The 26,220-nt window shown below is 61.7% G+C and carries 22 protein-coding genes; 6 read left to right on the top strand and 16 right to left on the bottom strand.

What is annotated here, in order from left to right; translation table 11 throughout:
• The first annotated feature begins 79 nt into the window (after positions 1-79).
• A complete protein-coding gene (locus AC1RR7_RS15480; protein ID WP_493157929.1) occupies positions 80-2,290 on the top strand; it encodes an LTA synthase family protein in 2,211 nt (736 codons plus the stop codon).
• Positions 2,291-2,347: 57 nt separating this feature from the next.
• Here AC1RR7_RS15480 and AC1RR7_RS15485 read toward each other — a convergent pair whose 3' ends face one another.
• From AC1RR7_RS15485 to AC1RR7_RS15495, 3 genes are all read right to left on the bottom strand, one after another.
• On the bottom strand, positions 2,348-4,378 hold the full coding sequence (locus AC1RR7_RS15485) for a TonB-dependent receptor (RefSeq protein ID WP_493066145.1): 2,031 nt from the start codon (positions 4,376-4,378) through the stop codon (positions 2,348-2,350).
• 181 nt (positions 4,379-4,559) lie between these two features.
• Complete coding sequence (locus AC1RR7_RS15490; RefSeq protein ID WP_493157930.1) at positions 4,560-5,330, bottom strand: hypothetical protein; 771 nt, start codon at positions 5,328-5,330, stop codon at positions 4,560-4,562.
• 38 nt (positions 5,331-5,368) lie between these two features.
• Complete coding sequence (locus AC1RR7_RS15495) at positions 5,369-6,766, bottom strand: alkaline phosphatase D family protein (protein WP_493157931.1); 1,398 nt, start codon at positions 6,764-6,766, stop codon at positions 5,369-5,371.
• A gap of 212 nt (positions 6,767-6,978) precedes the next feature.
• Between AC1RR7_RS15495 and katG the strand changes: the two genes are divergently transcribed.
• A complete protein-coding gene (gene katG / locus AC1RR7_RS15500) occupies positions 6,979-9,252 on the top strand; it encodes a catalase/peroxidase HPI (RefSeq protein WP_493157932.1) in 2,274 nt (757 codons plus the stop codon).
• 66 nt (positions 9,253-9,318) lie between these two features.
• On the opposite strand, the gene pepN is transcribed toward katG, so the two are convergent.
• From pepN to AC1RR7_RS15530, 6 genes are read right to left on the bottom strand one after another with little or no spacing between them, the layout of a single operon-like run.
• Complete coding sequence (pepN, locus tag AC1RR7_RS15505; protein WP_493157933.1) at positions 9,319-11,976, bottom strand: aminopeptidase N; 2,658 nt, start codon at positions 11,974-11,976, stop codon at positions 9,319-9,321.
• A 10-nt stretch (positions 11,977-11,986) separates the two neighbouring features.
• Positions 11,987-12,817: a DUF2797 domain-containing protein gene (locus tag AC1RR7_RS15510; protein WP_102621881.1), complete on the bottom strand. Its 831-nt coding sequence runs from the start codon at positions 12,815-12,817 to the stop codon at positions 11,987-11,989.
• Complete coding sequence (locus AC1RR7_RS15515) at positions 12,814-13,074, bottom strand: YeaC family protein (RefSeq protein WP_007956913.1); 261 nt, start codon at positions 13,072-13,074, stop codon at positions 12,814-12,816. The genes AC1RR7_RS15510 and AC1RR7_RS15515 overlap by 4 nt, the downstream gene beginning before the upstream one ends.
• Positions 13,075-13,104: 30 nt before the next feature.
• Positions 13,105-13,974 (bottom strand): rhomboid family intramembrane serine protease, encoded by an 870-nt coding sequence (locus tag AC1RR7_RS15520; RefSeq protein WP_102621882.1) that lies wholly within the window; start codon positions 13,972-13,974, stop codon positions 13,105-13,107.
• Positions 13,971-14,945: a metallophosphoesterase gene (locus tag AC1RR7_RS15525; protein ID WP_371858325.1), complete on the bottom strand. Its 975-nt coding sequence runs from the start codon at positions 14,943-14,945 to the stop codon at positions 13,971-13,973. The genes AC1RR7_RS15520 and AC1RR7_RS15525 overlap by 4 nt, the downstream gene beginning before the upstream one ends.
• The gene (locus AC1RR7_RS15530; RefSeq protein WP_085733063.1) at positions 14,942-15,832 is read right to left on the bottom strand and encodes an NAD(+) kinase; all 891 of its coding nucleotides are present in this window, start codon (positions 15,830-15,832) and stop codon (positions 14,942-14,944) included. The genes AC1RR7_RS15525 and AC1RR7_RS15530 overlap by 4 nt, the downstream gene beginning before the upstream one ends.
• A gap of 115 nt (positions 15,833-15,947) precedes the next feature.
• Here AC1RR7_RS15530 and AC1RR7_RS15535 point away from each other — a divergent pair, with 115 nt between their 5' ends.
• Positions 15,948-16,898 carry a DUF1853 family protein gene (locus AC1RR7_RS15535; RefSeq protein WP_493157934.1) on the top strand — a complete coding sequence of 317 codons (951 nt, stop codon included), beginning with the start codon at positions 15,948-15,950 and terminating at the stop codon, positions 16,896-16,898.
• Here AC1RR7_RS15535 and AC1RR7_RS15540 read toward each other — a convergent pair.
• The 3 genes from AC1RR7_RS15540 to AC1RR7_RS15550 all read right to left on the bottom strand — a co-directional run bounded on the left by AC1RR7_RS15540 (position 16,895) and on the right by AC1RR7_RS15550 (position 20,022).
• Entirely contained in the window at positions 16,895-18,178 is a 1,284-nt protein-coding gene (locus AC1RR7_RS15540; protein ID WP_273536029.1) for an arsenic transporter, read from the bottom strand. The two genes, AC1RR7_RS15535 and AC1RR7_RS15540, sit on opposite strands and share 4 nt — an antisense overlap.
• Positions 18,179-18,243: 65 nt before the next feature.
• Entirely contained in the window at positions 18,244-19,347 is a 1,104-nt protein-coding gene (locus tag AC1RR7_RS15545) for a DUF2855 family protein (protein WP_493157935.1), read from the bottom strand.
• A gap of 114 nt (positions 19,348-19,461) precedes the next feature.
• The gene (locus tag AC1RR7_RS15550; RefSeq protein WP_096820540.1) at positions 19,462-20,022 is read right to left on the bottom strand and encodes an NADPH-dependent FMN reductase; all 561 of its coding nucleotides are present in this window, start codon (positions 20,020-20,022) and stop codon (positions 19,462-19,464) included.
• Between the two features lie 185 nt (positions 20,023-20,207).
• Between AC1RR7_RS15550 and AC1RR7_RS15555 the strand changes: the two genes are divergently transcribed.
• Together AC1RR7_RS15555 and AC1RR7_RS15560 are read left to right on the top strand one after the other, a co-directional pair.
• Positions 20,208-20,444 carry a hypothetical protein gene (locus AC1RR7_RS15555; RefSeq protein ID WP_085733066.1) on the top strand — a complete coding sequence of 79 codons (237 nt, stop codon included), beginning with the start codon at positions 20,208-20,210 and terminating at the stop codon, positions 20,442-20,444.
• Between the two features lie 85 nt (positions 20,445-20,529).
• Positions 20,530-21,423 (top strand): LysR substrate-binding domain-containing protein, encoded by an 894-nt coding sequence (locus AC1RR7_RS15560; protein ID WP_102621887.1) that lies wholly within the window; start codon positions 20,530-20,532, stop codon positions 21,421-21,423.
• Here AC1RR7_RS15560 and AC1RR7_RS15565 read toward each other — a convergent pair.
• The 3 genes from AC1RR7_RS15565 to dnaQ form a co-directional block, all read right to left on the bottom strand.
• Positions 21,389-22,003 (bottom strand): GNAT family N-acetyltransferase, encoded by a 615-nt coding sequence (locus AC1RR7_RS15565; RefSeq protein WP_102621888.1) that lies wholly within the window; start codon positions 22,001-22,003, stop codon positions 21,389-21,391. The two genes, AC1RR7_RS15560 and AC1RR7_RS15565, sit on opposite strands and share 35 nt — an antisense overlap.
• A gap of 14 nt (positions 22,004-22,017) precedes the next feature.
• Complete coding sequence (locus AC1RR7_RS15570) at positions 22,018-24,273, bottom strand: Orn/Lys/Arg family decarboxylase (protein ID WP_096820537.1); 2,256 nt, start codon at positions 24,271-24,273, stop codon at positions 22,018-22,020.
• Between the two features lie 154 nt (positions 24,274-24,427).
• The gene (gene dnaQ / locus AC1RR7_RS15575) at positions 24,428-25,186 is read right to left on the bottom strand and encodes a DNA polymerase III subunit epsilon (protein WP_096820536.1); all 759 of its coding nucleotides are present in this window, start codon (positions 25,184-25,186) and stop codon (positions 24,428-24,430) included.
• A 188-nt stretch (positions 25,187-25,374) separates the two neighbouring features.
• Between dnaQ and AC1RR7_RS15580 the strand changes: the two genes are divergently transcribed.
• Complete coding sequence (locus AC1RR7_RS15580; RefSeq protein WP_493066140.1) at positions 25,375-25,680, top strand: DUF2388 domain-containing protein; 306 nt, start codon at positions 25,375-25,377, stop codon at positions 25,678-25,680.
• Here the strand turns inward: AC1RR7_RS15580 and rnhA are convergent, their stop codons facing one another.
• The gene (rnhA, locus tag AC1RR7_RS15585) at positions 25,681-26,142 is read right to left on the bottom strand and encodes a ribonuclease HI (protein ID WP_096820534.1); all 462 of its coding nucleotides are present in this window, start codon (positions 26,140-26,142) and stop codon (positions 25,681-25,683) included.
• Positions 26,143-26,220: the final 78 nt, after the last annotated feature.

Here is a 26,220-nt window from a genome sequence, read left to right on the forward strand (position 1 = left end):
AAAAGGGCGATCAGACAGCCCACCCTTGGTATCATCGCGCACACTTTTATGACGGTTTGATGGCTGGAAGGTCTTTTTTGTGAGCGCTCTTTTTCAACGGCTTCGGCACCCCGACGCCCGTCTTCTCTCTCTGGTTTTTCTGGTACTGATCGTACCGGTGTGCCTGCGTGCGGCACTCGGCTGGTCGATCCTGTTCGGCTATCTTTCGGACCTGGCCATCGGCAGCCTGCTGGTGGTCCTGCTGCATCGCCGGCCGTGGTGGCTGGGGTTGCCGGTGCTGGTGTTCTGGGGCTTGCTGGCGGTGGCGACGGCAGAACTGGTCAGCGCGGTCGGGCGCCTGCCCAATCCCCAGGACCTGCACTACCTGATCGACCCGCAATTCGTGGAGAACTCCACCGGCGGCGGTTTTGCCCACCCGGCGGTGGCCGGCGCATTGCTGCTGGCCCTGCTGCTGTGGCTGGCGACGCAGTGGGCAAACCGCGCGACTCCCGCCCCGGCCCTGCCCCGCGCGGCGTGGACGGCACCGGTGTTGCTGTTCGCCGCCCATTGGGGCGCACAAAACCTTTCGCCGAGCGACGCCGACCCATGGCGCCTGTACAACCTGCCGCATCAGTTGCTCGCCGCGCAGGTCGCCGACGCACAAATGCAGGCCGAGGAATGGCTGGAAGGTGGCAGCGAAGCACCAGCGCCCTCGATGGCCGGACTCACCGACCTCGACCTGAATGGTCACTCGTTACTGGCAGCCAAAGGTCAGGCGCGCAATGTCCTGATCGTCACCGTCGAGGGCATTCCCGGCGCCTACATCCGCGCCAATCGCGAGGCCATCGGCAGCCATTATCAGGAAGACCTGATGCCCAAGCTCAGCCGCTGGGCCGAGCGCGGCATGAACACGCCGGACTACGTGCTGCACACGCACCAGACCATTCGCGGCTTGTACGCCATGCTCTGCGGCGATTACGACAAGCTGAACAACGGCACGCCCAAAGGCGTGGAAATGCTGACCCAGAACGAACGCAACCAGGCCTGCCTGCCGGCTCAGTTGCGCCAGAACGGCTTCAGCACTCACTACCTGCAAGGCGCCGGCCTGCGCTTCATGGCCAAAGACAAGATCATGCCGCACATCGGCTTCGATGCGACCCATGGCCTTGAGTGGTTCACCAACGCCAACTACCTGGAATTCCCCTGGGGCAAGGACGACAAGGCCTTCTTCGAGGGCGCGCTGGGTTACGTCGGCCAACTGAAGAAACAGAAAAAACCATGGATGCTGACCCTGCTGACCGTCGGCACCCATCAGCCCTACTCCGCGCCGGATGAATACCTGCAACGCTACGACACGCCGAAGCAGGCAGCCGTCGGCTATCTGGACGACGCCCTGGACCAGTTCCTCAGCGGCCTCGAACGTCAGGGCGTGCTGAAAGACACGCTGGTGGTGATCACGTCGGACGAATCCCATGGCATCGATGGCGTGCGCCTGGCGTCGTCCTGGGGATTCAACCTGACCCTGGCACCGGAGCAGGCCCAGTTGCCGCACCTGAACGCCGGGGTCTACGGGCATGTCGATTTGAGCGCATCGATCCTCGATTACTTTGATCTGCCGGTCCCGGCAGCACTCAGTGGCCGCTCGCTGTTTCGCGACTACGACACCGGTCGCGAAATCATGTCGTTCACCAACGGCAAGCTGCGCTACCACGACGGCCACGGCATCCTGACCGAATGCGACATGCCGCGACGTTGCCGCGCTTACGCCAGCGAAGGTTTCATCGCCGAAAGCGCGACATTCAAGGGCAATGCCAGCGGCCAGAATGCGCGTCAGATTGCGGCCCGCGCCGATGCGCTGGACCTGTCGCTGCTGCGCACCCCGCTGAACCAGCGCTATCAGTTTGGCAGCGACAACATCATCCCGCTGCAAGCGCAGATCAAGGATGACTGGGCCGACAACCTGATCGGCGCGCAATACCTGGAAATGCCCAAGGGCTCGCACACCCGCGTGCGTCTGACCGTGCGCTCGATGGATCCGCAGCAGGCGGCGTACATCCAGCTCAAGGCCAAGGAGTTCGAACAGGACGTGCAACTCGGCCTGCCTTCGGAAATGGTCGCAACGGCGGAGCAGCCGCTGGAAATGGATTTCAGCTTCGACAACCCGCAACCGCGCAAGGCCTTCTCGTTCCATTTGCTGGGTTATGGGCTGGGGGCGGTGGAGGTCACGGACTTCAGCGTGATCACCGAGCTGCCGGGGCAACAGGATCTGCGGGAGGAACTCCCGGAAGACGACACCGCTCAGTCGAGCTGATGTCGACGCCAGCGTCGCGCGATTCGCGGGACGCTGGCGCAAGATCGCGGGGAACGATCAGAACGTGGTGCGCAGGCCGACCTGAATGCTTCGCCCTTCTGCCGGCGCAATGTCGCGCAGGATCGAGCTGGCGTAGCGCACAGTCTGGTTGGTCAGGTTCTCGGCATTGACGAAGGCCAGCCATTTGCTCTGGCCGACATCAAAGTGATACCCCACATTCGCACCCAGCGTGGTGTAGCCATCGGTGCTGCTTTCATTGTCCGGCACCCGATGCTGAGCGCTGGCGTGCTCCACATCGATCCGCGCCTGCCAGCGATCCAGCTCCCAGAGCAGACCGGTGTTCAACCGCAGCGGCGCAATGCGCGGCAGATCCTGACCGTTGTCGAGGTTCTTGGCGCGGGTGTAGTCGCCCGACAATTCCAGCGCGAACTTGCCGTAGGCGCTCTCGCCGAGCTGCCAGCGATCCTGGGCCTCGATACCGCTGAAGCGCGCACGGACACCGGAATAGGCGTATTCGGGAATTCCGCCCGCGTCCTCTTCCCCTTCGTCATTGAGCGTGCGGCCGGTGCCGAGCAAGCCGATGTAATTGGAGAAGTGGCTGTAGAACACGCCCACGCTGCCCTTGTGCGTGCCATTGTCAAAACGCAGCGCCAGATCGCTGGAGACGGCTTTTTCCTTCGACAGGCCCGCATCCCCGACTTCATACGTACCGGTCGCGACGTGGGCGCCGTTGGCGTACAACTCGTAGAACGTCGGCGCCCGTTCGGTGTAGCCCAGCGTGGCGGCGACCGACCAGATCGGCGTCAGTGTGTACACCGCGCCGGACGACAGGCTGCCGGCGGTGAAACTGCTGGAGCGGTCGGCATTGACGAAACGCTCGTTGCCTTTGGCGTCCGGGTCGACCGTGGTGTGCTCCAGGCGTCCGCCGAGGGTGAACAGCAGACGATCCGTGGCTTGCAGCTCTTCCAGAACGAACAGTGCACCGGCGTTGGTGTCGGTCTGCGGCACGAAGGCTTCTTCGCCCAGCGCCGAGAATTCATTGCGACTGACCTGCGCGCCGATCACCCCGTTGAACGGCCCCAACGGCTGATGCCGGGCTTCGACCCGCGCTTCGTAGCCCTTGTTCTTGAACGTGGTGCCGACCTCGCCGCCTTCAATTTCACGGTGCTGGTAATCGGTGTAACCGGCGTCGAACTTGACCGAGCTGAACGGGCCGTCGAGGTTGCGGATTTCCGAGGCGAACGCGTAGTGCTCCTGCTGCATGCGAATCCGCACGTCGTCTTCGGCCGGTGAGCCGTAATTGGAGTCGTAATTGCTGTACGACAGCCCCGCATAACCGTCGTCCCAAGTGTAAGACCCGCCCACCGCGCCGCCGTCCTGACGACCGTCGCTGTTGGCCAGGCGATGTTTGCTGGAATCGCCATCGTCGCCCGCCCGTTCGCGGCTGCTTTTGGCGTAGCCGGGGATTTTCAGGTCATTGAACTCGCGGGCGCTGGCGTCCAGGTGCAAGGCGAACTGGCCGTTGCCGGCCTCGAGTTTCCCCGCACTGCTGCGGGTGGTGTCGGCGCCGCCGTAGCGCAGCTCGCCGGCGCCGTGGATGCCGTCGATGGCTTCGGTCGGGATGCGGTTGTCGAAGGTGTTGACCACCCCGCCAATCGCGCTACCGCCGTAGAGCAACGCGGCCGGGCCACGGACGATTTCGATGCGTTCGACGTTGACCGGGTCCAGCGGCACGGCGTGGTCGTAGGACAGCGACGAGGCGTCGAGCGCGCCGACGCCGTTGCGCAGAATGCGAATGCGGTCGCCGTCCTGCCCGCGAATGATCGGGCGACTGGCGCCCGGCCCGAAGTAGGACGACGACACGCCCGGCTGTTTGTTCAGGGTTTCGCCCAGGCTGCCCTTCTGCTGCAGCGTCAGCTCATCGCCGCTCAACACCGTCGAGGGCGAAGCCAGGCTCTGGCTGCCCAGCGGATTGCCGGTGATGACTTGCGGTTGCAGTTCGAGGGGTTCGGCGGCGAATGCGGGCAATGCGATCAGCAACGCAGACGCCAACAGGCTTGGCTGGAAAGAGGGAAAACGGGAAGGCATTTCTAAATTCCGTAAGGCAGAAAAGTAAGGATCGATGCCACTGCCACACGGACAGGTCAGTGACATCGATCAGATGAAATCATTTTTATGTTATACAATAACATTTCCAATGACCATCACGATTCTTGCCTCAATGCTTACAACAACCGCTCAAGCACGGGTCTTCCAAAGGAGCGCCCGGTCATTTCCCCCGTTTCGGTCTGCCGTCATCGATGTCGTAGGTGTGCCCGATCACGTACCGTCCCAAGGGCACCGCGCCGCGACTCTGCTCGTAGTATTTCTGCCAGTAACAGGCCGTGCTCCAGATCGCTTCGGGGCAGGAAACCTTTGAAGCCAGGCCCGGCGTCAGGTCAAGTTGAGCGGCGGAAAACGCCACCTCCAGCATGCACGCCGAGGGGAATCCCATGTCTTCGTGCACCGGATTGGGGGTTCGCGAAACACCCCAGGCATACGCCAGCCATTTGAGAATGTGCTCCAGGGCATCGAGGCTGTTGCGATCGATCATGAACCTTTTCAGCTTCGACACCACGTCGCGCTGATCGACCGGAAACGCCAGCAACGCCAGATTCGGCCATTCGTCCTTGTTCGACAGAAACGCCAGATCTTCCTCCACCACACCGTTGCGCTCGGTCGCGAACGGTCTGGCCGGCTGGATCAAAGGCACGTGAAAGACCTTGGCGCCTGACAAGCCGTCATCCTTGATCTTGAGCAGAAAGCAGTCGGACCAATAGGACGGCAACCGGTCATTACGCAGGGCCGACTGGGCAATGCGCACCCGCGTGGCCAGTTGATCCTTGCCCCCGGCCAGCACGAGCAAGGTGGTTTTCTTCAGATCCGGCTGGCCGAGGTCCTTGAACGCACGCTCCAGCCACTCATCGTTACTCTCACTCCGGCGGCGCTCCTGCTCGACGATCTCCGGGTTGCGTCCGCTTCCACTGCGATTTTTCAACATGGTTTTTACCTCTTGAGTCGAACCTGTGCAAAACGTGGTCAATGCCGAGGGGTGAGACGAATCGTCTCCAGAGCGCGAGGCGACAGGTTGCCGCCATCCAGCGGGTACAAGGTGATGTTCATGTCGACACTGCCACCTCCCCGCAAAAAGTTGATCGTCAGGACGACGTTGCCTGAGTAATGGTCGACCCATTTCGTCTGGAAGCGTTTGGCGTCCAGATCCGTAACCGGTGGGTCGGCCTTGGTCGGCGGTCCATCGATCTGGCAAACCGGCGAGCTGACCACTTCAAACAGGCATTCCTGTCCGGTCTTGGTCCAGGTTGCCCTGGAGATGGTGCTGTAATGCACATCGCCACTGAGAAACACCACCGGGATGCCCGCCTCGCAGACCGTGCGCAGCACCCGAAGGATGATGCCGAACTGCGCGTAGCTCTGCAGATCCGAATCCGCCCACTCGGAGTACCAGGGCGGCGCCTTGGAAAACAGCGTCTGTCCGGCGGCCAGTACGCCAATGGTCAGTTTGCCGGCGCGGTGATCGTTCAGCAGGTCGTTTTGCCACTGCACCAGATCGTCTTCGGTGGCCTTGCTCATCAAACCGTACCGGCCATCGTAAGCCCCGCCCGGATCGCGATCCGAACGGGTGTCGAGCAGAATCATGCGCAGCGGATCGACCTCGATTCGCTGCGCGCCCTGATGGGATGCGGGGTCACCGCCCAGTTGAAAGTCCTCATACAGATTGCGCCCGGCACTGGCGAGCATCTGCCGGCTCTGCGCGGTATAGGTGCAAGGCAGCCAGGGCGAGAAATGCGGCGCGTTGTTCCAGTATTCGTGATCGTCGGGAATGCAGGCCGTGGGCGCCAGTTGCAACAGCGGGTCCAGCCCGTTGATCTGCTTTTCCCTCGAGAGCCAGTGCTTAGCGTACTTGTCGCCCAGCATCCGCGAGAGCGCCGGTTCGTTTCCCGGAAGGTCTTCGTGAAGCGGCAAATCCAGGTACACCTGATCGCCGGCCAGCAACACCATGTCCGGGCGCGATTTGAGGCGCGATTGCAGGCTGGCGAGCGCGCCTTTGTCGTTCTTCTGGTAATAACAGGAGGCCAGCAGCATTGTGAAACCGCCGGCAAACGGTTCAGTCACCTGGGCGGGCATCTCCCGCAAGCGAACGGACGACGTTTCTCCCGCCAGGCTGACAACCACCACATGATCCCCGGGCCCCGGCGATTGCAGCTCGAAAACGCCCTGATGATTGGCTGGACTGTTGCCGGAACCGGCCTGGCGCTGTTTGTCGCGCACCTCGAAGAAAACCGCCGGGCCCACCGTCGCAGCCGGCGTACCGTCGATGGTGAATCGGGGAACCGGCGGATTGATTACGCCAAAGGCACCCACCCAGACCCGGAATATCCCCGGTGGGCCAATCAAAGGACGGGCAGAGAGCATCATGCGAACCTCCTGGTCATCACGTCGGGTGTCCCGAACCGCGCTGCGTCTTGCTGATATCAGCGTAGTAGCAAATCCCTCGAAGCAACCGTTAAAAGACTTTGCCTATCAGGCACCAATAGTCGGCCTATTAGCTGACATTCCCAGTCGGGTCTAGCCTTACTAATCCGAAGTCGGCACGAGCCGGCCGCAGAAGACCTGATAAGGACCCGAACATGGCAAATGAATCGAAATGCCCGTTCAATCACGCCGCCGGCGGTGGCACGACGAACCGCGATTGGTGGCCGAATCAACTGAACCTGAAAATCCTGAGTCAGCACTCGCCCGCCTCCGATCCGCTGGGCCAGGACTTCGACTACGCCAAGGCTTTCAAAAGCCTGGATTTCCAGGCCCTGAAACGCGATCTGACGGCGCTGATGACCGACTCCCAGGACTGGTGGCCTGCCGACTTCGGCCACTACGGCCCGCTCTTCATCCGCATGGCCTGGCACAGCGCCGGCACCTATCGTACCGCTGACGGCCGTGGCGGCGCCGGCTCCGGCCAGCAACGCTTCGCCCCGCTCAACAGCTGGCCGGACAACGTCAGCCTCGACAAGGCCCGGCGCCTGCTGTGGCCGATCAAACAGAAATATGGCCGCAACATTTCCTGGGCCGACCTGATCGTCCTCACCGGTAACGTCGCGCTGGAATCCATGGGCTTCAAGACCTTCGGTTTCTCCGGCGGCCGGCCCGATGTGTGGGAGCCGGACGAAGACGTCTACTGGGGTTCGGAAAACAAATGGCTGGGCGGTGACACCCGTTACGGCAAACACCCCGAAGCCATGCAGGATCCGGGCGACGGCACCCTCGTCGCCGAACCCGCCGAGCACGGCCATGAACAGAGCCGCACCAACCAGGGCGAACGCAATCTGGAAAACCCGCTCGCCGCCGTGCAGATGGGCCTGATCTACGTGAACCCGGAAGGCCCCGAGGGCAATCCCGATCCGGTGGCCTCGGCCCGAGACATCCGCGAAACCTTCGCCCGCATGGCCATGAACGACGAAGAAACCGTCGCCCTGATCGCCGGCGGCCACGCCTTCGGCAAGACCCACGGTGCCGGCCCTGCCGATAACGTCGGGCCGGAACCGGAAGCCGCCGGCCTGGAGGAACAAGGCCTGGGCTGGAAAAGCACCTTCGGCACCGGTAAGGGTGGCGACACCATCACCAGCGGCCTGGAAGTGACCTGGACCACCACCCCGACCCAATGGAGCAACAACTACCTGGAAAACCTGTTCGGCTTCGAGTGGGAACTGACCAAGAGCCCGGCCGGCGCCCACCAGTGGAAACCGAAAAACGGCGCCGGGGCCGGCACCATTCCCCATGCTCATGACCCGAACAAGCGCATCGACCCGACCATGCTCACCTCCGACCTGGCTCTGCGCTTCGACCCGGCCTACGAGAAGATCTCACGGCGCTTCCTGGCCAATCCCGATCAACTGGCCGACGCCTTCGCCCGCGCCTGGTACAAGCTGATCCACCGCGATATGGGCCCGCTGTCACGCTATCTCGGCCCGGAAATGCCACAGGAAGAGTTGCTGTGGCAAGACCCGATCCCCGAGGCCAACCATCCACTGGTCGACGACAGCGATATCAGGGCACTGAAAGGCAAAGTGCTGGCGTCGGGGCTGTCCGTTTCGGAACTGGTCTCCACCGCCTGGGCGTCCGCGTCCACCTTCCGTGGTTCGGACAAACGCGGCGGCGCCAACGGCGGACGTCTGCGTCTGGCACCGCAACGCTTCTGGCAGGCCAACCAACCCGAACAACTGGACAAGGTGCTCAAAGCCCTCGAAAGCATTCAGAACGAGTTCAACACCGGGGCGTCAGGCAAGAAAGTCTCGCTGGCGGACCTGATCGTGCTGGCCGGCAATGCCGGGGTCGAACAGGCGGCGAAAAACGCCGGCCATTCGGTCACGGTGCCCTTCTCGCCCGGCCGTACCGATGCGACTCAGGAGCAGACCGACGTCGAGTCGTTCGGCTTCCTTGAACCGCACACCGACGGCTTCCGCAACTACGCCGCCAACACTTACCGTGTGCCGGCCGAAGCCTTGCTGATCGACAAGGCACAGCTGCTGACGCTCTCGGCGCCGGAACTGACGGTACTGGTCGGTGGCCTGCGCGTGCTGGACACCAACGTCGGCAAGACGAAGCACGGGGTGTTCACCGACAAACCCGGCACCCTGACCAACGACTTCTTCCGCAACCTGCTGGACATGGGCGTGGAGTGGAAACCGACGTCCAAGGCGGCGGATGAGTTCGAAGGTCGTGATCGCAAGACCGGCGGCGTGAAATGGACGGCAACCCGGGTCGATCTGGTGTTCGGTTCCAACGCGGTACTGCGCGCACTGGCGGAGGTGTATGCCAGTTCCGATGCGAAGGAACAGTTCGTCAACGACTTCGTTGCCGCGTGGGCGAAAGTGATGGACCTGGATCGGTTTGATCTGCGCCCATAAGGGCTTTTTACCCACCCACAAAAACGCCGCTCATTGAGCGGCGTTTTTTATTGCCCTGAAAAGACTTCAGGCAAGGCTTTTGCTGACCACCTCGTACACATCGCTGGACAACTGACCCGACGCCAGAATCCGCTCCAGCTCCGCCTTCATCAACGCCTGACGAGCGCCGTCGTACTTGCGCCAGCGAGTCAACGGCGCCAATTGGCGCGAAGCGATCTGCGGGTTGAAGCCGTTCAGCTCGATCACCAGATCCGCGAGGAAGCGATAGCCCGAACCATCCGCCGCGTGGAAGTTGATCAGGTTCTGCCCGGCGAAGGCACCGACCAGTGCACGCACCTTGTTCGGGTTCTTGATGTTGAACGCCGGGTGCTGCATCAGGGCTTTGACCCGTGCCAGACCGCCCGGCAAGGTGCTGCCGGCCTGCACGCTGAACCATTGATCCATGACCAGCGGGTTGTCCTTGAAGTGCTCGGCGAAACTGGCCAGCGCCTTGGCCTTCTCGTCTTCGAACGGCGAGTTGACCAGCACCGCCAGCGCGGTGAGGCGCTCGGTCATGTTGTCACAGGCGTCGAACTGTTCCAGTGTTGCCGCCAGCACTTCTGGCTTCCCGCTGAGCATCAGGTACGACAGCGCGATGTTCTGCAGCGCGCGACGGGCGAAATGCTCGGCTTCGGCCACGTACGGGGTCTTTTTCGACAGCTCGCGGTTGGCCTGATAACGCTGCCACAGGGCTTCAAACAGGTTGTCCGCCAGTTGCTGACGAGCAAATTCGCGAGCGGTGTGGATCGCCTCGACATCAGCGGTTTCGCTGATTTCTGTCAGGTACGCCTCGCTTGGCAGCGAGAGCATTTCCGCGACCATCGCCTGATCCAGCGTCTGGTCAGCCAGCACAGTGCGCAGAGCGGAAATCAGACGTGGATCGAGCACCAGGCTTTCGCCCTTCTGCTGTTGGCCGATCAACTCTTGCAGCACCTGCACCGACAGTTGCTGACCGGCATCCCAGCGGTTGAAACCGTCGCTGTCGTGCTGCATCAGGAACATCAACTGGTCGCGGTTGTACGGGAAGCTCAGTTTCACCGGCGCCGAGAAACCACGCAGCAAGGACGGCAGCGGCTGTTCGGCGATGTCGACGAAGGTGAAAGTCTGCTCGGCTTCGGTTACCGAGATCACTCGGGTAGTGCCTTGGGCCGAGGCTTCACCAGCCAGACGCAGGGCGATTTCATTGCCCTTGCTGTCGAGCAGACCCAGTTCCACCGGGATCACGAACGGCAGCTTTTCAACCTTGTCCGGGGTTTCCGGGCAGCTCTGACGGAAGGTCAGGCTGTAGGTTTTCGCGGCGGCATCGTACGACTCGCTCACCGCCAGACGCGGCGTACCGGCCTGGCTGTACCAGCGCTTGAACTGGGTCAGGTCGACGCCGTTGGCATCTTCCATGGCCTTGATGAAGTCGTCGCAGGTCACGGCCTGGCCGTCGTGGCGTTCAAAGTACAGATCGCTGCCCTTGCGGAAGCCTTCGGCGCCCAGCAGAGTGTGGATCATGCCGACCACTTCCGAGCCTTTTTCGTACACGGTCAGGGTGTAGAAGTTGGAAATCTCGATGAAGCTGTCCGGGCGTACGGCGTGGGCCATGGGACCTGCATCTTCGGCGAACTGGTGGGTACGCAGGTACGCCACGTCCTGAATGCGCTTGACCGTGGCCGAGTTCATGTCGGAGGAGAAACCGGCGTCGCGGAACACCGTGAAGCCTTCCTTGAGTGACAGCTGGAACCAGTCGCGGCAGGTCACGCGGTTGCCCGACCAGTTGTGGAAGTATTCGTGGGCGACGATCGCCTCGACCCGCTGGTGCGCGGCGTCAGTGGCGGTTTCGGCACGGGCCAGCACGGCGCTGGAGTTGAAGATGTTGAGGCCCTTGTTCTCCATCGCGCCCATGTTGAAGTCGTTCACGGCGACGATCATGAAGATGTCCAGATCGTACTCGCGACCGTAGACCTCTTCGTCCCAGCGCATCGACTTCTTCAGGCTGTTCATGGCGTGCTGGCACTTGTCGATGTTTTCCGGCTCGACATAGATGCGCAGCGCCACGTTGCGCTCGGTCATGGTGGTGAAGCTGTCTTCAACGCACCACAAGTCACCGGCCACCAGCGCGAACAGGTACGCCGGTTTCATGAACGGGTCTTCCCAGGTCGCCCAGTGCCGGCCGTCTTCGCCGGGACCGCTGGCGATCGGGTTGCCGTTGGACAGCAGCACCGGATAGCTGTGCTGCTCGGCGACCACGGTGGTGGTGAACTTGCTCATCACGTCCGGGCGGTCGAGGTAATAGGTGATCTTGCGGAAACCTTCGGCCTCGCACTGGGTGCAGAACATCGTGCCGGACTTGTACAGGCCTTCCAGTGCGGTGTTGGTTTCCGGGTGGATCCTGACGCTGGTGTCGACCGTGAAGGTTTCGCTGGCCGGCTGCAGGGTCAGGTGGTTCTCGGTCAGTTGGTAATCGTCAGCGCTCAGTTCCTGGTCTGCCAGGGTCACCGAGAGCAACTCCAGCTGCTGGCCATCGAGCACCAGCGGCGGCAGGCCCGGGCCACGGGCCGGGTTGCGGCGCATCACCAGTTGCGCGTGGACCAGACTGTGGTCCTCGAACAACTCGAAGGTCAGGTGTGTTTCATCGATCAGGTACTCGGGCGCCTGATAGTCCTTCAGGTAAATCATCTTCGGTTGTTCGGTGCGCATGCTGAAGTCCTTATTGATGCACGGCGAGCTGATAGGCCGTGTACTTGCGAATGTTGATCACGCCGGTGTCGAAGATCAGGTACTGACCCTTGATCCCCAACAGCGTGCCTTCGGCAATCGGGTTCTTGTCCAGGTTGAAGCTGACGATCTTGGCCGGGTACTGCTCGACCGGGTAACGGATTTCCAGCGGCTCGACGTCGGTCACCGGCTGAATCGCCTGCAGACCGAAACGCTCCTGCAAGCCTTGCAGACCTTCGGCGCAGCTGTCGAACAGTTGATCGCGCACCTGCGCTAGATCCACCGCCGCCGCGTCGCCCTTGAGCAAGGCGCGCCAGTTGGTCTTGTCGGCCACCTGACTGCGGAACAGGTCTTCGACGAAACCGGACTGCTGCCGCGTGGCGACGCGCATGATCGGCAGCGCCTGACTGGCACCCTGATCGAGCCAGCGGGTCGGCAGCTGGGTGGCGCGGGTGATGCCGACCTTGATCCCCGACGAATTGGCCAGGTAGACGACGTGGTCGGTCATGCAGAACTTCTCGCCCCACTCCGGTTCCCGGCAGGTGCCGGCGTCAAAGTGGCAGCGCTCCGGACTCATGATGCACACGTCGCACTGGGCCAGTTTGGTCATGCACGGGTAGCAATAACCCTGACTGAAACTGGTCTTGGTCTTGCGCCCGCAATGGGTGCAGTGAATCGCCCCCAGATATTCCAGACGCACCGTCGTGCCGATCAACGGGTTGACCGGCACCTCGACGTCATCCAGACGAAACGCGTATTGCACGTTCGGCCCGTCCAGGCGCGCCGACATTTTGCTGATTGCACCGCGGCCAATCTCGATCAATGGATGGCGTCCGACTTGAACAGGATGTTCGGCACTTCGATCGACTTCGACGCGCACTCCTGCGGGCCCATGTAACCGGTGCGTTCTTCCTCGGGCAGGTTCTGCATTTCCCAGGCGATCATCGCCTGCAACGACAGTTCACGCTGCTCGGCGGTGAGTTTGCCGCCGTCGGACCATTTGCCGATCTCTACGGCCAGTTTCAGGCTCTGGTAGATATCCGGGGTGATGTTCTTGATCAGGTCGTTAAAAGAGGACATCAGGGTCTCCGTGCTCTTTATCCAAAAAATTCAGGCGGCCAGTTTACGGCGGTTATACAAACCGCCCAACAAACCGGTGAAGCATCCGATGAGTAACCCGCCGACGTGGGCGGCGTTGGCGATTTCGCCGAAGCCGATCATCGAGATCAGCCCGGACATGCACACCAGCAACCACACCAGCATCATCACCAGCACGCCGCGCGGCAGGCGATAGGCCGGGTTCGGCGCCAGCAACTGGAAGATCCAGCAGTGACCGAGCAACCCGTAAAGTACGCCGGACAGACCGCCGAACAGGCTCGGGCCGCTCCACGCAAATTGCGCATAGTTCGACACCAGGCTGAACAGCAACGTCAGGCCGATCAGGTTGACGCTGCCCTGACGCGACTCGATGCGCCGCCCCAGTTCCCAGTACCACATGCCGTTCATGGCCAGGTGCAGGATGCCGAAGTGAATCAGCATCGGCGTGAACAGACGCCACCACTGCCCCGCCGCCAGGCTGTCGGCCAATGGCGTGAAGTGGATGTAGTCGCCGATTACACGGAAATCGAGGAAGGTCAGCCAGCGCATCGTGTCGAGGTTGTCGCCCAGATACGTCAGGCCGCCGACCAGCAGGCTCAACAACAGAATGAACCCGGTGGCCTTGGCGTGTTTCAGTTGTTCGGCGAAGCTCGGACGCTTGAACGTCGGCGCTACCGGAATATCCAGTTGCTGCTCCGGGTCACCTGCCGGGAAGCGCTCGTACAGTGAACGCACGTCGTCGCTGATTTCCGACGGCACCCACAGCACTTGCTCGCCCGACTCTTCGCTGACGCGGTGAGGCACCTGCATCCGTTGCAGCAGTTTGACGAAACCGCTCAGGTCCGCCGCCAATGGCAGACGCAATACCGCTACCGCGCTCATCGCAGCACCTCCGGCCGCTCGACATCGACCCAGACAAATTTATGCGGATCAAGGCGGGTTTCCTGATCCAGACGGTAAGCCACCAGTTTGCCGTAGAGCACGGCGCTGTAATCCAGGCACGCGAGGTTCGGGCGGATCGGCGCCGGTTTGCCGCTGCGCCAGTAGTGGCCGACGAACAGCAACGGCTCATCGACGCCGTAGCGCAGCAGGGAATTCTTTTCGCTGGAGGTCAACGGCTTCTGCGCCACCGGTTCCGGCAAGGCGTCGGGCTGGAACACGATGTCGCCGTAGGTTTGCGGGTCGTCTTCCCAGAACTTGGTGCGGAAGAACGAACGCACCAGGCCGTCGCCGCTGGTCATGGTCAGGCCATCGGGCAGGCGCATGTCGGTGCCGCGCAGCAGGCGATCGAACACGGTGCAGGCGAAACTGCCCGGCACGGCCGACGCCTGGAGGAAGTGTTCATCGATGCAGCCATCGGGGAACAGCGCGCGCAACGGCTCGATCAGGCCGGCATCCCAGCAGGCATGCACGACCCGGAAGCGTCCGGCGTCGACGAACAGCGGCAGTTTGTAGAACCACTGCTGGAAGTCGTGCCAGTCGCCAGGATGGTCTTCGAACTGGGTCAGAGTTTCGTGCAGCAGACGAGCATGGCGCGGCGTGTGTTCACGCACGAACTGCTTGCCGCTGCCCGGAGGCGCCGGCGTGCTCCAGCCCAGCGCGTTGAACTCGTGGTTGCCCATGATGCACAGCGCCTGACCGGCCTCGACCATGTCGTGGACGATGTGCAGCGCCTCGCGAATCCGCGGGCCGCGGTCGATGATGTCGCCGACGAACACCGCCATACGCGAGGGGTGCCGCCAGACGCCTGCCTGTTTGTGATAGCCGAGCCGGTCGAGCAGGTGCTCAAGGGTCAGAGCGCAACCGTGCACGTCACCGATCAGATCGTAACCACGCGCGGGATCGAGCATCACTCGCCTCCACCCCCCAAGCGGCTGCCCCAGCCGAGCTTGGTACGGCACACTTCGTAATAGTTGTGGTCGAGCGGATGGATCAGCCGCAGCTTCTGCGCTTTCTTGCTGACAGTGATGGTGTCGCCCGGCGCGCAGGTGAAGTGGTTCTGCCCGTCACAGGAAACTTGCGGGTAAATCTGCATATCTTTGGACACGACGATTTTCAGCTCACTGTTGCCATCGACCACAATCGGCCTGCTGGACAACATATGGGGATACATCGGCACGATCACAATGGCGTCGAGCTTGGGATGCATGATCGGGCCACCGGCCGACAGCGCATACGCCGTGGAACCGGTCGGCGTGGCGACGATCAGGCCGTCGGCTTTCTGGCTGCAGACGAACTGCCCGTCGATGTACAGCTCGAATTCGATCATTCGCGTCGACTTGCCGGGGTGCAGCACCACGTCGTTCAGCGCGTCGCCCTGGCCGATGGCTTCGCCGTGGCGGCGGACTTCGGCTTGCAGCAGGAAGCGGTTTTCCACCAGATAATGGCCGTCGAGCACCTTGGCGACTTCGACTTCCAGCTCATCGGGACGTATATCGGTCAGAAAGCCAAGGCTGCCACGGTTGATGCCCAGCACCGGAATATTGTGTTTGGCCAGCGCCCGGGCGGCGCCGAGCAGGCTGCCGTCACCGCCGACGACGATGACCATGTCACAGACTTCGCCGAGCATCTTGCGCGAGGAAGTTTGCAGGCCATGACCGGGCAGGACTTCGGCGATCGTGTCTTCGAGGATCACATGCAGGTGACGATCGAGCAGAAACCGTTTCAGTCGGCGGACGGTATCCAGCACCTGGGAACTGCCCAGGCGACCGATGATGCCGATATTACGAAATTGCTCCATGGGACTCCTGCGGGGGGCTGCAACGGCGAAAACGACGATTATGGGCGAAAGCGCCGGATAGACAAAATCCTTTCAGCCCCGAGGGGGCGACCGTGTTTGAGGCTATGCTCGCAAGATGATCCTATTTCCCGATTTGCTCCAGTTGCCCCACCAATTGCGTCACCCTGAGGTGCGCGATCTGGCGTGGGTGATCCTCGCCCCGCCGATGCTCGCCGCCACACCGTGGCCGCAACGCCACCCGCTGGCCGGGAGCGATTGGGTGCGCGATCCCGAACGGCTCGCGCATTGGCTGCATGAACTCGACCGCGACAGCTACGGCCTGCTCCATTGGCTGTCCCAGGCCCGCACCCGGCGTCTGGGCCTGTATTACGAACGGCTCTGGCAGTTTGCCGTCGAGCATGCGCCGGGGATCGAACTGATCGCCGCCAACCTGCCGATCCGTCGCGAGGGCCACACCCTCGGCGAACTCGACATGCTGCTGCGCGACCGCGACGGCGTGCATCACCTGGAGTTGGCGATAAAACTCTACCTCGGCCCGCAGAACGGTGACGGCCGTGATCCGGCGCAGTGGCTCGGCCCGGGTTGCCATGATCGCCTGGACCGCAAACTGGCCCACCTGAGCGAACACCAGTTGCCGATCTCCGCCCGCCCGGAAAGCCGCGAAGCGCTGGCGACGCTGGATGTCGGAACGTTCAGTGCGCAGTTGTGGCTGGGCGGTTATCTGCTGTATCCATGGCCCGGGCAATCCGAACCACCGAGCGGCGCCCATCCGCAGCACCTGCGCGGCAGCTGGTTGCATCAAAAGGATTGGCCGGCATTTGTCGCCCAGCGCCCGGCCGGACGCTGGCAACCTCTGCCCCGCCATGCGTGGCTGGCGCCGGCGCATTACCCGGCGGATCAGACCTGGAGCCACGAGCATTTGCAGGCCTGGCTCGATGAACTCGAACCGCTGGCCCCGGCGCAGTTGATGGTGCGCTTGACCGAAAATGCCCGGGGTGACTGGGAAGAGGCCGAACGGCTGTTTCTGGTTTCGGATCTGTGGCCGAACGTGCCCGGGCAGAGTTAGACGCTCAGTCGCAGCGCCAGCGCGGCCAGCGTCACCAGCAACACCGGCACCGTCAGCACAATCCCGACCCTGAAGTAATACCCCCAGCCGATCCGGATGTCCTTGCGCTCCAGCACATGCAGCCAGAGCAAGGTCGCCAGACTGCCGATCGGGGTGATCTTCGGCCCCAGGTCGCTGCCGATCACGTTGGCGTAGATCATCGCCTCTTTCACGACACCGGTCGCCTGGCTGGCATCAATCGACAACAGCCCGATCAGCACCGTCGGCAGGTTGTTCATGATCGACGACAACAACGCCGTCAGCACACCAGTGCCCATGGCTGCGCCCCACACGCCGTACCCGGCAAAGACATCCAGCCAGCCGGCCAGATGATCCGTGAGCCCGGCGTTGCGCAGTCCGTAGACCACCAAATACATGCCCAGCGAGAAAATCACGATCTGCCACGGTGCCTCTTTCATCACCTTGCGCGTGGAAATCTTGTGCCCGCGAGCGGCGATGCCCAGCAGCAATGCCGCGCACACGGCCGAAATCGCACTGATCGGAATGCCCAGCGGCTCCAGGGCAAAACAGCCCACCAGCAAAATCAGCAACACCGCCCAACCGGCGTAGAACGTGGCCTTGTCGTGAATGGCCGTCTCCGGGTGCTCAAGCTGTTCGGGATCGTAGGCTGCCGGAATGTCGCGGCGGAAAAACCACAACAACACCGCCAGCGTGGCCGCGACGCTGACGAAGTTCACCGGCACCATCACCGCCGCATAGCGATTGAAACCGATGTGAAAAAAGTCCGCCGAGACGATGTTGACCAGGTTCGACACCACCAGCGGCAGGCTCGCGGTGTCGGCGATAAAACCGGCGCCCATGACGAACGCCAGGGTCGCCGCCGGGGAAAACCGCAGCGCCAGCAGCATGGAAATCACGATGGGCGTGAGGATCAGCGCCGCGCCGTCATTGGCGAACAGTGCCGATACCAGCGCACCGAGCAACACCATGAAGGCAAACAGCTTGCGCCCGCTGCCCCGCCCCCACCGCGCCACGTGCAACGCAGCCCAGGCAAAGAACCCCGCTTCGTCGAGCAGCAGGCTGATGATGATCAGCGCCACGAAAGTGCCGGTGGCGTTCCAGATGATTTGCCACACCAACGGAATATCGCTCAGGTGCACTACACCGAAGATCAGCGCCAGAATCGCGCCGAACGTAGCACTCCAGCCGACCCCGAGGCCTTTGGGTTGCCAGATCACCAGGGTGATGGTCAGCAGGAAAATCAGTGAAGCCGTGAGCATGCAGAGCGACCTTCGATCAGGGGCAGAATGGGTATCGAGGAAGCGCACCCTGCCCGTCCGTCAACTCACAGTCGAATCACGTGCCCCTCCACCGGTGCGATATGACCATGAAACAGACGAGAAATCACGCTCTGTGCTGCCTCAAGGCCGTAACTCTCCACGACCTGCAACAGAGGGTCAGTCGGTGCGCTGACCTGGCGATAAAACCGCTGCAAACCTTCGCCGACGTACCGGTTCACGCGCTCCGCTCCCCATTCGACGCTGCGCTTGCGAATCTGGATCGGAGCAAAGAAAAACACCGGTCGCAGCCCTTCGACGGCGCCCAGTTCTGCTTCATCGGTGGTGTGCGATGAGCCAACAAAACAGCTGTAGACGAGGTGACCGGTGAAATGCTGATGCACCCGCTCGCGCAAACCCGGGTCGCCGGAAAAATCCACATAAAGCGTCGGTCGATCATTGGCCAGCTCCGACAAATCTGTGTAAGACAGCGTCCGGCCATAGCAGCCCAGATTTTCGACGAAGGCCTTGTTACCGGCCGACGTCAACGCCACACACTCGAGCGTCGGATGGCCGGTCAGACACACCGCCGTTCCGTAGGCGGTTTTGCTCGAAGCACTGGAAAACACCACACGGCTTGCGCCGAAGAACCGATTGTCCTGAAGGAAATCCGCCAACATCAACGACGTCAAGAACAGCGGTTTGAGCAGAATCTGCAGGTTTTCCGTTGCCGGACGGTAATACGTATCTTTGCTGCAGCGGGTGTATTGGTTGTAAACCGAGCTCAGCGTCTGCCGGTGCTCCGTGCCGTCATGGAAACCACGCCCGGTGACCCGCTCGGGGCGCACCCACAGATGACTGGCCAGCGGCAAGTAACCATAAAAACGCTCGCCGACCGCCACGCCTTCGACGCTGGAAGCAATCACATCGGCGAAACCCCAGGCTGGAATGTGGCCCCATTCAGCCAGTCCTGTCGGAAAGAACGCCCAGTAGTGCATCGAATCGCCATATGCAGCGTAGGAAATATTGTTGGTGGTCAGGGCGCAACGGTCGACTTTCAGGATCACCTCGCCGTCCGCCGCCACTGAACTGCGCGGTTCCTGCTCGATTCGGCTCTGGTCGAGTGCACTTTTACGGGTCACCAGTCGCGTGACAGTGATCGGACTTTGCATCGCTCGGATTCCTGCTGCGTAGAGTGGCGGGGGCGCAAACGTCACGGGCCATACGCCCCGATGCAAACACCATCGAGGCGTGACCGATCATGGCCTGGGGCGGAATTGAACGCTTCAGACTTTCTTGTGCTGTTCCACAAACTGCCCATAGGCGTTGATGAAACTTTGCAGGAACGGTTTGACCGACTCGTTCAACTTGCCCGCTTCATCGAACGCGGTGCCGGCACCGCCCAGGTAGGCTTCCGGCTGCTGCATGCACGGCACGTTGAGGAAAACGAAGGACTGGCGCAAATGCTGGTTGGCGCCAAAACCGCCAATGGCACCTGGCGAAACACTGATCACTGCGCCCGGCTTGCCGCCCCAGACACTCTTGCCATAAGGCCGCGAGCCGACGTCAATCGCGTTCTTCAACGGTGCCGGCACCGAACGGTTGTACTCCGGTGTGACAAACAGCACCGCGTCGGATGAACCCACTTTTTGACGGAAAGTGCTGTAGGCTGCCGGCGGTGAATCGCCGTCGATGTCTTCGTTATAGAGTGGCAGATCGCCAATTTCGACAATGTTCAGCTTGAGGTTGGCCGGCGCCAGTTCCGCCAGCGCCAGGGCGACCTTGCGATTGATCGAGGCTTTGCGCAGGCTGCCGACGACTACAGCGACGTTATAGACATTGCTCATGTGAAGACTCTCGACTGTCCGTGGGAGGAGCCTGTAGTTATAGATTATCCGGCGACGATTCCACCAGACGACGAGGGATATTTCCCGCGTCCGGATTATTTTTTTCCTGTAGGAAAACTTACCGAGCTCGATGACGGTCTACCAAGCCGCAAATCAAGCGTTTTATCTCCAGAGGTTCTAAGCAGATGGCAGCAGTACTCGTCGGTCAGTTCCATGCAAGAGATGCGGAAGGCCGCGTTTATTCCGTGCATGAGTTCCAGGAATCCAACCCGTCGGCAGACGGTTTCACCGGCATGGAGCCCGTTACAACCTACAAACTGGCGATTGGCGATCGCGTCAACAAAGTCGATGACAACGAGTTCCTGCTGGTTCAGTCGGGCATCACGTTGATTCGCGAACCAGAGCCGACTGTCGCTTCATAACCGATTGTTATGAGCAGAAGTCATCCGCGCCGAGTTGGGGTAGGATTCAGCCACTGACCCCAACGGCCGGACATGGACTTCACGCATGCGTTTACGTCATATCGAGGTGATTCAGGCGCTTTTACAGACGGGTCACGTGGGCACCGCCGCCGAATGGCTGCAATTGCCGACGGGCGACGTCGAGGAGCGGTTGCGCGAAGCCGAGAGTCAGCTGGGGTTCATGCTGTTCGCCAGCGTACGCGGACGGCTTCAGGCCACGGCCGAAGCCCGTGCGCTGCAAGTCGAAATCGCCCACATCTATGACGCGCTGGAGCCAGTGCAACGGCTGGCCAGCAGCCTCAAACAATACCTCGCCCCGCCTCTGCGAATCATCGGCACCCCGCCGCTGGCACAGCAGCTGTTGCCGCAAAGCCTCGCCGCATTGCGCCGACGACTTCCGGACGTCCCCTGCACCCTGCTCAGCGAGCCCACCCGCCACATCGTTCGCAGCCTGTTGCTGCGCGAGAGCGATCTGGGCCTGAGCCTGCACGACCCTGAACACCCCGATATCGATTGCCAGGTGCTGGCGCAAGGCAAGCTGCAATTGCTCGCGCCCCACGGCTGGCTGCAACCGAAGCAGAAGTACATTTCGCTGCAGGACCTGGCAGGCCAGGCGATGGTCGGCCTCGAAGGCCAGGACCCGTTGAGCCCGGCGCTGGAGCACAAGCTCCAGGCCTTGCGCCCGGCGCCGAGCATTCAGACCCGGGTGCAGACCCATCAGATGATGCGCAGCATGGTCGAGGCCGGTGAAGGCCTGGCCATCGTCGACCCGTTCACCGCACTGGGTGCCCGCGCTGGTGGCCTCGATGTCTGCCCGCTGTCACCCGCAGTGCCGATCAGCCTCTACGCGCTGACCTTCAAACACGCAACGCCGCCAACATCCGTCCAGACCCTGCTCGGCATTGTCACGGAACAAGCCGCGGCGATGCTGGCGAGCTGACCAGGTTTTCCAGCGGATTATCGAATATTCGATACCAGAACAACGCCACTTCGGCGGTGTTCGGGTCGATCCCGCGATAACGCAAATGGTCGATGCCACCGACCACATAACCGCAACGCTCATATAAACGACAGGCACCAAGGTTGTTGTTCTGGGTTTCAAGCATGATCCCCGGCAGTTTTTTCTTGCGGCTCCAGAACTGCGCCACATCCAGCAATGCCTTGGCCACACCGTGACGCCGAGCCGGCGCATGCACCGCCAGTTCATCGATGTGAGCAAAACCGTTCCAGTTGGTGCTGATCACCAGATGCCCCACTGGCTGATCTTCCAGATACGCCATGAAAATCGCACTGTCGGCGGCATCGCGAAAACTGCTGAACTCCTCGGGATCGATGCCGTAGCATTTGCGATACGGCACGATGGGCGTCACGCCCCACTGCGCGACGGGTTTGCCGATTTCGGCTGCGCCATAGGCCGCGACCTCAAAACTGAAATCACTGCCCCAGATATAAGCGGCAAAGCCATCGTCGGCGACGCGCACCGACAGCCCTGGGTATTTTGGATTCATGACCGGTTGCATACTGGGAAACGCCCTCATTCCTTGACGCAATCGACGGTGTAGTGCCGTCCATTGCCCTCATCTTCGTGTTGCAGTCCGTGCACATCGACCACAAATCCCGGAAAACTCGCATCGAACGTGCGGGCAAATTTCAGGTAATCGATGATCGACCGAGTGGATTCGGTAAAACGTTCGCCGGGCATGATCAACGGAATTCCCGGCGGATACGGCACCAGCATCACCGCCGCAACCCGGCCATCCAGCTCATCGATCGGCACCGCCTCGACTTCGCCGCGCACCAGTTGATCGTAGGCATGGGCCGGTTTCATGGCGATTTCCGGCAGCACGGTGTACATGCGTTTAAGGTGTTTGGCGGTGGCGTTGCTGCGGTAACAGGCGTGGAGCTGATCACACAGATCGCGCAGGCCCATGCCGCGATAGCGCGCCGGGGCTTCCTGGGCGACACACTTCAGGCAGGTGTCGAGGCTGACGTTGGCGTCGTAGCTGCGCTTGAACTCCAGCAGTTCGGTCAACAGCGTGCTCCACTTGCCCTTGGTGATACCCATCGAGAACAGCACGAGGAACGAATACAGCCCGGTTTTCTCCACCACCAGCCCGCGCTCCCAGAGGAAACGGCTGACCACCGCCGCCGGAATCCCCTTGTCGCTCAGCGCGCCGCCAGCGGTCAGGCCTGGCATCACCAGGGTGACCTTGATCGGATCGAGCAGCACGTAGTCATCGCTGACCTCGCCGAAGCCGTGCCAGTCCGCTTCGGGTTTCAGCAGCCAGTCTTCGGTCTGCACCCGATCGATGCCCTCGACACCCGGCGGCTGCCAGATCGAGAACCACCAGTCGTTGGCGTCGATGTGCCCACGCAGATTGGCCAGCGCCCGGCGAAAGCTCAGGGCTTCATCGAAGGTTTCCTGAAGCAGCGAACGACCGGCCGGGCCTTCCATCATGGCCGAGGCCACGTCCAGCGAGGCGATGATGCTGTACTGCGGCGACGTCGAGATGTGCATCATGAACGCTTCGTTGAACCGGTCGCGATCCAGCTGCCGCGCCCCACCGTCCTGCACATGAATCATCGAAGCCTGGCTAAACGCTGCCAACAGTTTGTGTGTGGAATGGGTGGTGAACACCAGCGGACTGTCGGCGCTGCGCGAGGTGGCCATGCCGTAGCGTCCGGCAAAGAATTCGTGAAATGCCGCGTAGGCGTACCAGGCTTCGTCGAAGTGCAGGACTTCGACGCTGTTGCCCAGGCTCTGCTTGATCAGTTCGGCGTTGTAACACAGGCCGTCATAGGTGGAGTTGGTGACCACCGCCAGTTTGACTTTCGGCTCGCGGCCCTTGGTCAGCGGGCTTGCGTCGATCTTGGCCTGGATCGATTCGCGGCTGAATTCGCTCAGCGGAATCGGGCCGATGATCCCCAGCTCGTTGCGCTCCGGGCACAGGTACAGCGGAATCGCCCCGGTCATGATGATCGCGTGCAACACCGACTTGTGGCAGTTGCGATCCACCAGCACCAGATCGTCGCGCCCGACCATGGAATGCCAGACGATCTTGTTGGCGGTCGAGGTGCCATTGATCACGAAAAAGGTGTGATCGGCGCCGAAATTGCGCGCAGCCCTTGCTTCTGCCTCGGCCAACGGCCCGGTGTGATCGAGCAGCGAACCCAGCTCCGGCACCGACACCGACAAGTCCGAACGCAGGGTGTTTTCCCCGAAGAACTGATGAAACGCCTGCCCCACCGGACTCTTGTGATACGCAACGCCGCCGCCATGGCCCGGGGTGTGCCACGAATAATTGGAATCGGCCGTGTGCTGCACCAAGGCCTTGAAGAACGGTGGCAACAGCCCGTCCAGATACTTGCGCGCTGCCCGCGCCACCTGGCGGGCGAGAAACGGCACCGTGTCTTCGAACAGATAGAGAATGCCGCGCAACTGATTGAGCTCGGCCATGGCATCGGCCGGGGCGTTCTCCAAAGTGACCTGCTCACCGAGCGCGAAGATCGGCAAGTCCGGCGCCCGCACCCGGGCCAGACCGATCAGTTCGGCCATGTTCTGCAACAAATGGGAATTGGTGCTCGCGTCTTCGGCGGCGATCAACATGCACGCCAGACCATGATGAGTCGATGCCACCAGCCGGCCCTCGGTGTAATCCGTGGCCGAAACGATGCTGAAACCTTCCTGCTCCAGTTCATGGGCGATGCCGCGAATGCGTTCGCCGGCAACCGTATCGGCCTTGATGTCGCGGTGGACGATCAACACCGGGAACTTCAGATCTTTGTACATGGGGCTCAGTGTCCTGAGGCGGCGGAGAGTGATCTGCCAATGTCCTCAGGGTAGAGGGTCGGAGCGGATGTGGCGAGGGTGGCCAGTTGTCAGTACTGCCAAAAACAAAGGATCGTCCGAACGCGGCCAGAGCGTTCGGACGATCCTTTGTGCTTTACGCCTGAGCTTCGGCTTCCAGCAGCTGAGTCCACAGCGCCGGGGCGCCGGCCGACTTGGCGATGATTTCCAGGCGCACCTGGTGTTCGGCCAGCTCGGCTTCGGTGGCGCGAATGATCCGCCCCGGCTGACGATCCGCCGGCAAACGGCGGATTTCGGTGGCGGAGTTATCCGCACCGTTGCCGGTCCCGTTGCCGTCGGACGCATTGCCAGCCAACGACAGGCTGGTCTGGCCACCGGTCATGGTCAGGTAGACGTCGGCGAGAATCTCCGAGTCGAGCAATGCGCCGTGCAGCTCACGGCCGGAGTTGTCGACGCCGTAGCGTTTGCACAGGGCATCGAGGCTGTTGCGCTGACCCGGGTGACGTTCCCGGGCCATCATCAGGGTGTCGAGGATCGAGCAGTGTTGCGTGATATCGGCACGATCCTGCTGACCCATCAGCGCGAATTCATTGTTGATGAAGCCAACGTCGAACGCCGCGTTATGGATGATCAGTTGCGCGCCGTTGATGAACTCGAAGAACTCATCGGCCACTTCGGCAAAACGCGGCTTGCCGACCAGAAATTCGTTGGTGATGCCATGGACGCCGATCGCGCCTTCGTCACTCTCGCGGTCCGGTTGCAGGTAAACGTGAAAGTGCCGGCCCGTCAGGCGCCGACCGATCAGCTCGACGCAACCGATTTCAATGATCCGGTGACCATCGGTCACCGGCATGCCGGTGGTTTCGGTATCGAGTACAACGGATCTGGTGGCCATCAGTGTTCAGCTCTCAACGGGTCAATCGTGCAAAAACGGCGATGTTAACACGCCCTTGGGGCGCGTCGCCCACCGCCAGTTGATCGGCGCTCATGCAGTTTTTAACAATCATTAGCAATGTTCATAAAGTCTGGGGCAAACCGGCTTGTTAGCGTGCGCGGCTTGTTTCTCACGGACTCAGGCACTTCATGAAGACTGCACGGATTTTACTGCTCGGCGGCTGTTTGCTGATGGCCGACGCCCAGGCCACAAGCTTCGTCATCAGCACCGACATCACCCTGAGCCTTACGCTCAGCTCCAGCAAAGGCACCAGCGGTTCGTTCAAGGACGACAAAATCGTGCTGGCCGCCAAGGATGACGCAGCAGCGTTTGTTGCCAGCAACGGGGACATTCGCGGCGCGCAAATGGAAGCGGCGTTCCAGCGGATTCGCAGCCTGTTGCCGGAACTGCCCGCCACCGACCTGCAACTGGCCGGCGCCATTTTGATGCTCTGATCAGTCCTGCTTGTAGCCGCGAATCTCATCCACACCACGGTTGGCCAACTGGTCGGCGCGTTCGTTGCCGTGGTGACCGATGTGGCCGCGCACCCATTTCCAGGTGACTTTGTGGCGGTTGACCTGCTCGTCCAGCTCTTTCCACAGGTCGGCGTTTTTCACCGGCTCTTTGGCGGCGGTTTTCCAGCCGCGCTTCTTCCAGTTGGCCATCCACTCGTTGATGCCTTTCATCACGTATTGCGAGTCGGTCACCAGCAGTACTTCGCACGGACGCTTGAGGGCTTCCAGGCCGCGAATCGCACCGAGCAGTTCCATGCGGTTGTTGGTGGTGTTGGCTTCGCCGCCCCACAGTTCCTTTTCGACGCCCTTGCACACCAGCAAGGCGCCCCAGCCGCCGGGGCCGGGATTGCCCTTGCAGGCGCCGTCAGTGAACAGTTCTACGCTATCGACGCTTTCGCTCATGCCAATCTATCCAGAAAAAATGCGTTGCCCCGTCGATCACGGATCGACGATGGCCGAGGCCGGGACAAGCCCGGCCAC

The sequence above is a fragment of the Pseudomonas sp. GW821-FHT11G12 genome (assembly GCF_058808055.1).

Bases quoted from the DNA above. Each gene is read 5' to 3' on its own strand.
- pepN (WP_493157933.1), bottom strand. From the start codon at position 11,976: ATGCGCACCGAACAACCGAAGATGATTTACCTGAAGGACTATCAGGCG.
- AC1RR7_RS15530 (WP_085733063.1), bottom strand. From the start codon at position 15,832: ATGGAGCAATTTCGTAATATCGGCATCATCGGTCGCCTGGGCAGTTCC.
- AC1RR7_RS15565 (WP_102621888.1), bottom strand. From the start codon at position 22,003: ATGCAACCGGTCATGAATCCAAAATACCCAGGGCTGTCGGTGCGCGTC.
- AC1RR7_RS15560 (WP_102621887.1), top strand. From the start codon at position 20,530: ATGCGTTTACGTCATATCGAGGTGATTCAGGCGCTTTTACAGACGGGT.
- AC1RR7_RS15580 (WP_493066140.1), top strand. From the start codon at position 25,375: ATGAAGACTGCACGGATTTTACTGCTCGGCGGCTGTTTGCTGATGGCC.
- AC1RR7_RS15520 (WP_102621882.1), bottom strand. From the start codon at position 13,974: ATGAGCGCGGTAGCGGTATTGCGTCTGCCATTGGCGGCGGACCTGAGC.
- AC1RR7_RS15490 (WP_493157930.1), bottom strand. From the start codon at position 5,330: ATGTTGAAAAATCGCAGTGGAAGCGGACGCAACCCGGAGATCGTCGAG.
- AC1RR7_RS15545 (WP_493157935.1), bottom strand. From the start codon at position 19,347: ATGCAAAGTCCGATCACTGTCACGCGACTGGTGACCCGTAAAAGTGCA.
- AC1RR7_RS15485 (WP_493066145.1), bottom strand. From the start codon at position 4,378: ATGCCTTCCCGTTTTCCCTCTTTCCAGCCAAGCCTGTTGGCGTCTGCG.
- rnhA (WP_096820534.1), bottom strand. From the start codon at position 26,142: ATGAGCGAAAGCGTCGATAGCGTAGAACTGTTCACTGACGGCGCCTGC.
- katG (WP_493157932.1), top strand. From the start codon at position 6,979: ATGGCAAATGAATCGAAATGCCCGTTCAATCACGCCGCCGGCGGTGGC.
- AC1RR7_RS15535 (WP_493157934.1), top strand. From the start codon at position 15,948: ATGATCCTATTTCCCGATTTGCTCCAGTTGCCCCACCAATTGCGTCAC.
- AC1RR7_RS15555 (WP_085733066.1), top strand. From the start codon at position 20,208: ATGGCAGCAGTACTCGTCGGTCAGTTCCATGCAAGAGATGCGGAAGGC.
- AC1RR7_RS15570 (WP_096820537.1), bottom strand. From the start codon at position 24,273: ATGTACAAAGATCTGAAGTTCCCGGTGTTGATCGTCCACCGCGACATC.
- dnaQ (WP_096820536.1), bottom strand. From the start codon at position 25,186: ATGGCCACCAGATCCGTTGTACTCGATACCGAAACCACCGGCATGCCG.
- AC1RR7_RS15550 (WP_096820540.1), bottom strand. From the start codon at position 20,022: ATGAGCAATGTCTATAACGTCGCTGTAGTCGTCGGCAGCCTGCGCAAA.
- AC1RR7_RS15540 (WP_273536029.1), bottom strand. From the start codon at position 18,178: ATGCTCACGGCTTCACTGATTTTCCTGCTGACCATCACCCTGGTGATC.
- AC1RR7_RS15495 (WP_493157931.1), bottom strand. From the start codon at position 6,766: ATGATGCTCTCTGCCCGTCCTTTGATTGGCCCACCGGGGATATTCCGG.
- AC1RR7_RS15515 (WP_007956913.1), bottom strand. From the start codon at position 13,074: ATGTCCTCTTTTAACGACCTGATCAAGAACATCACCCCGGATATCTAC.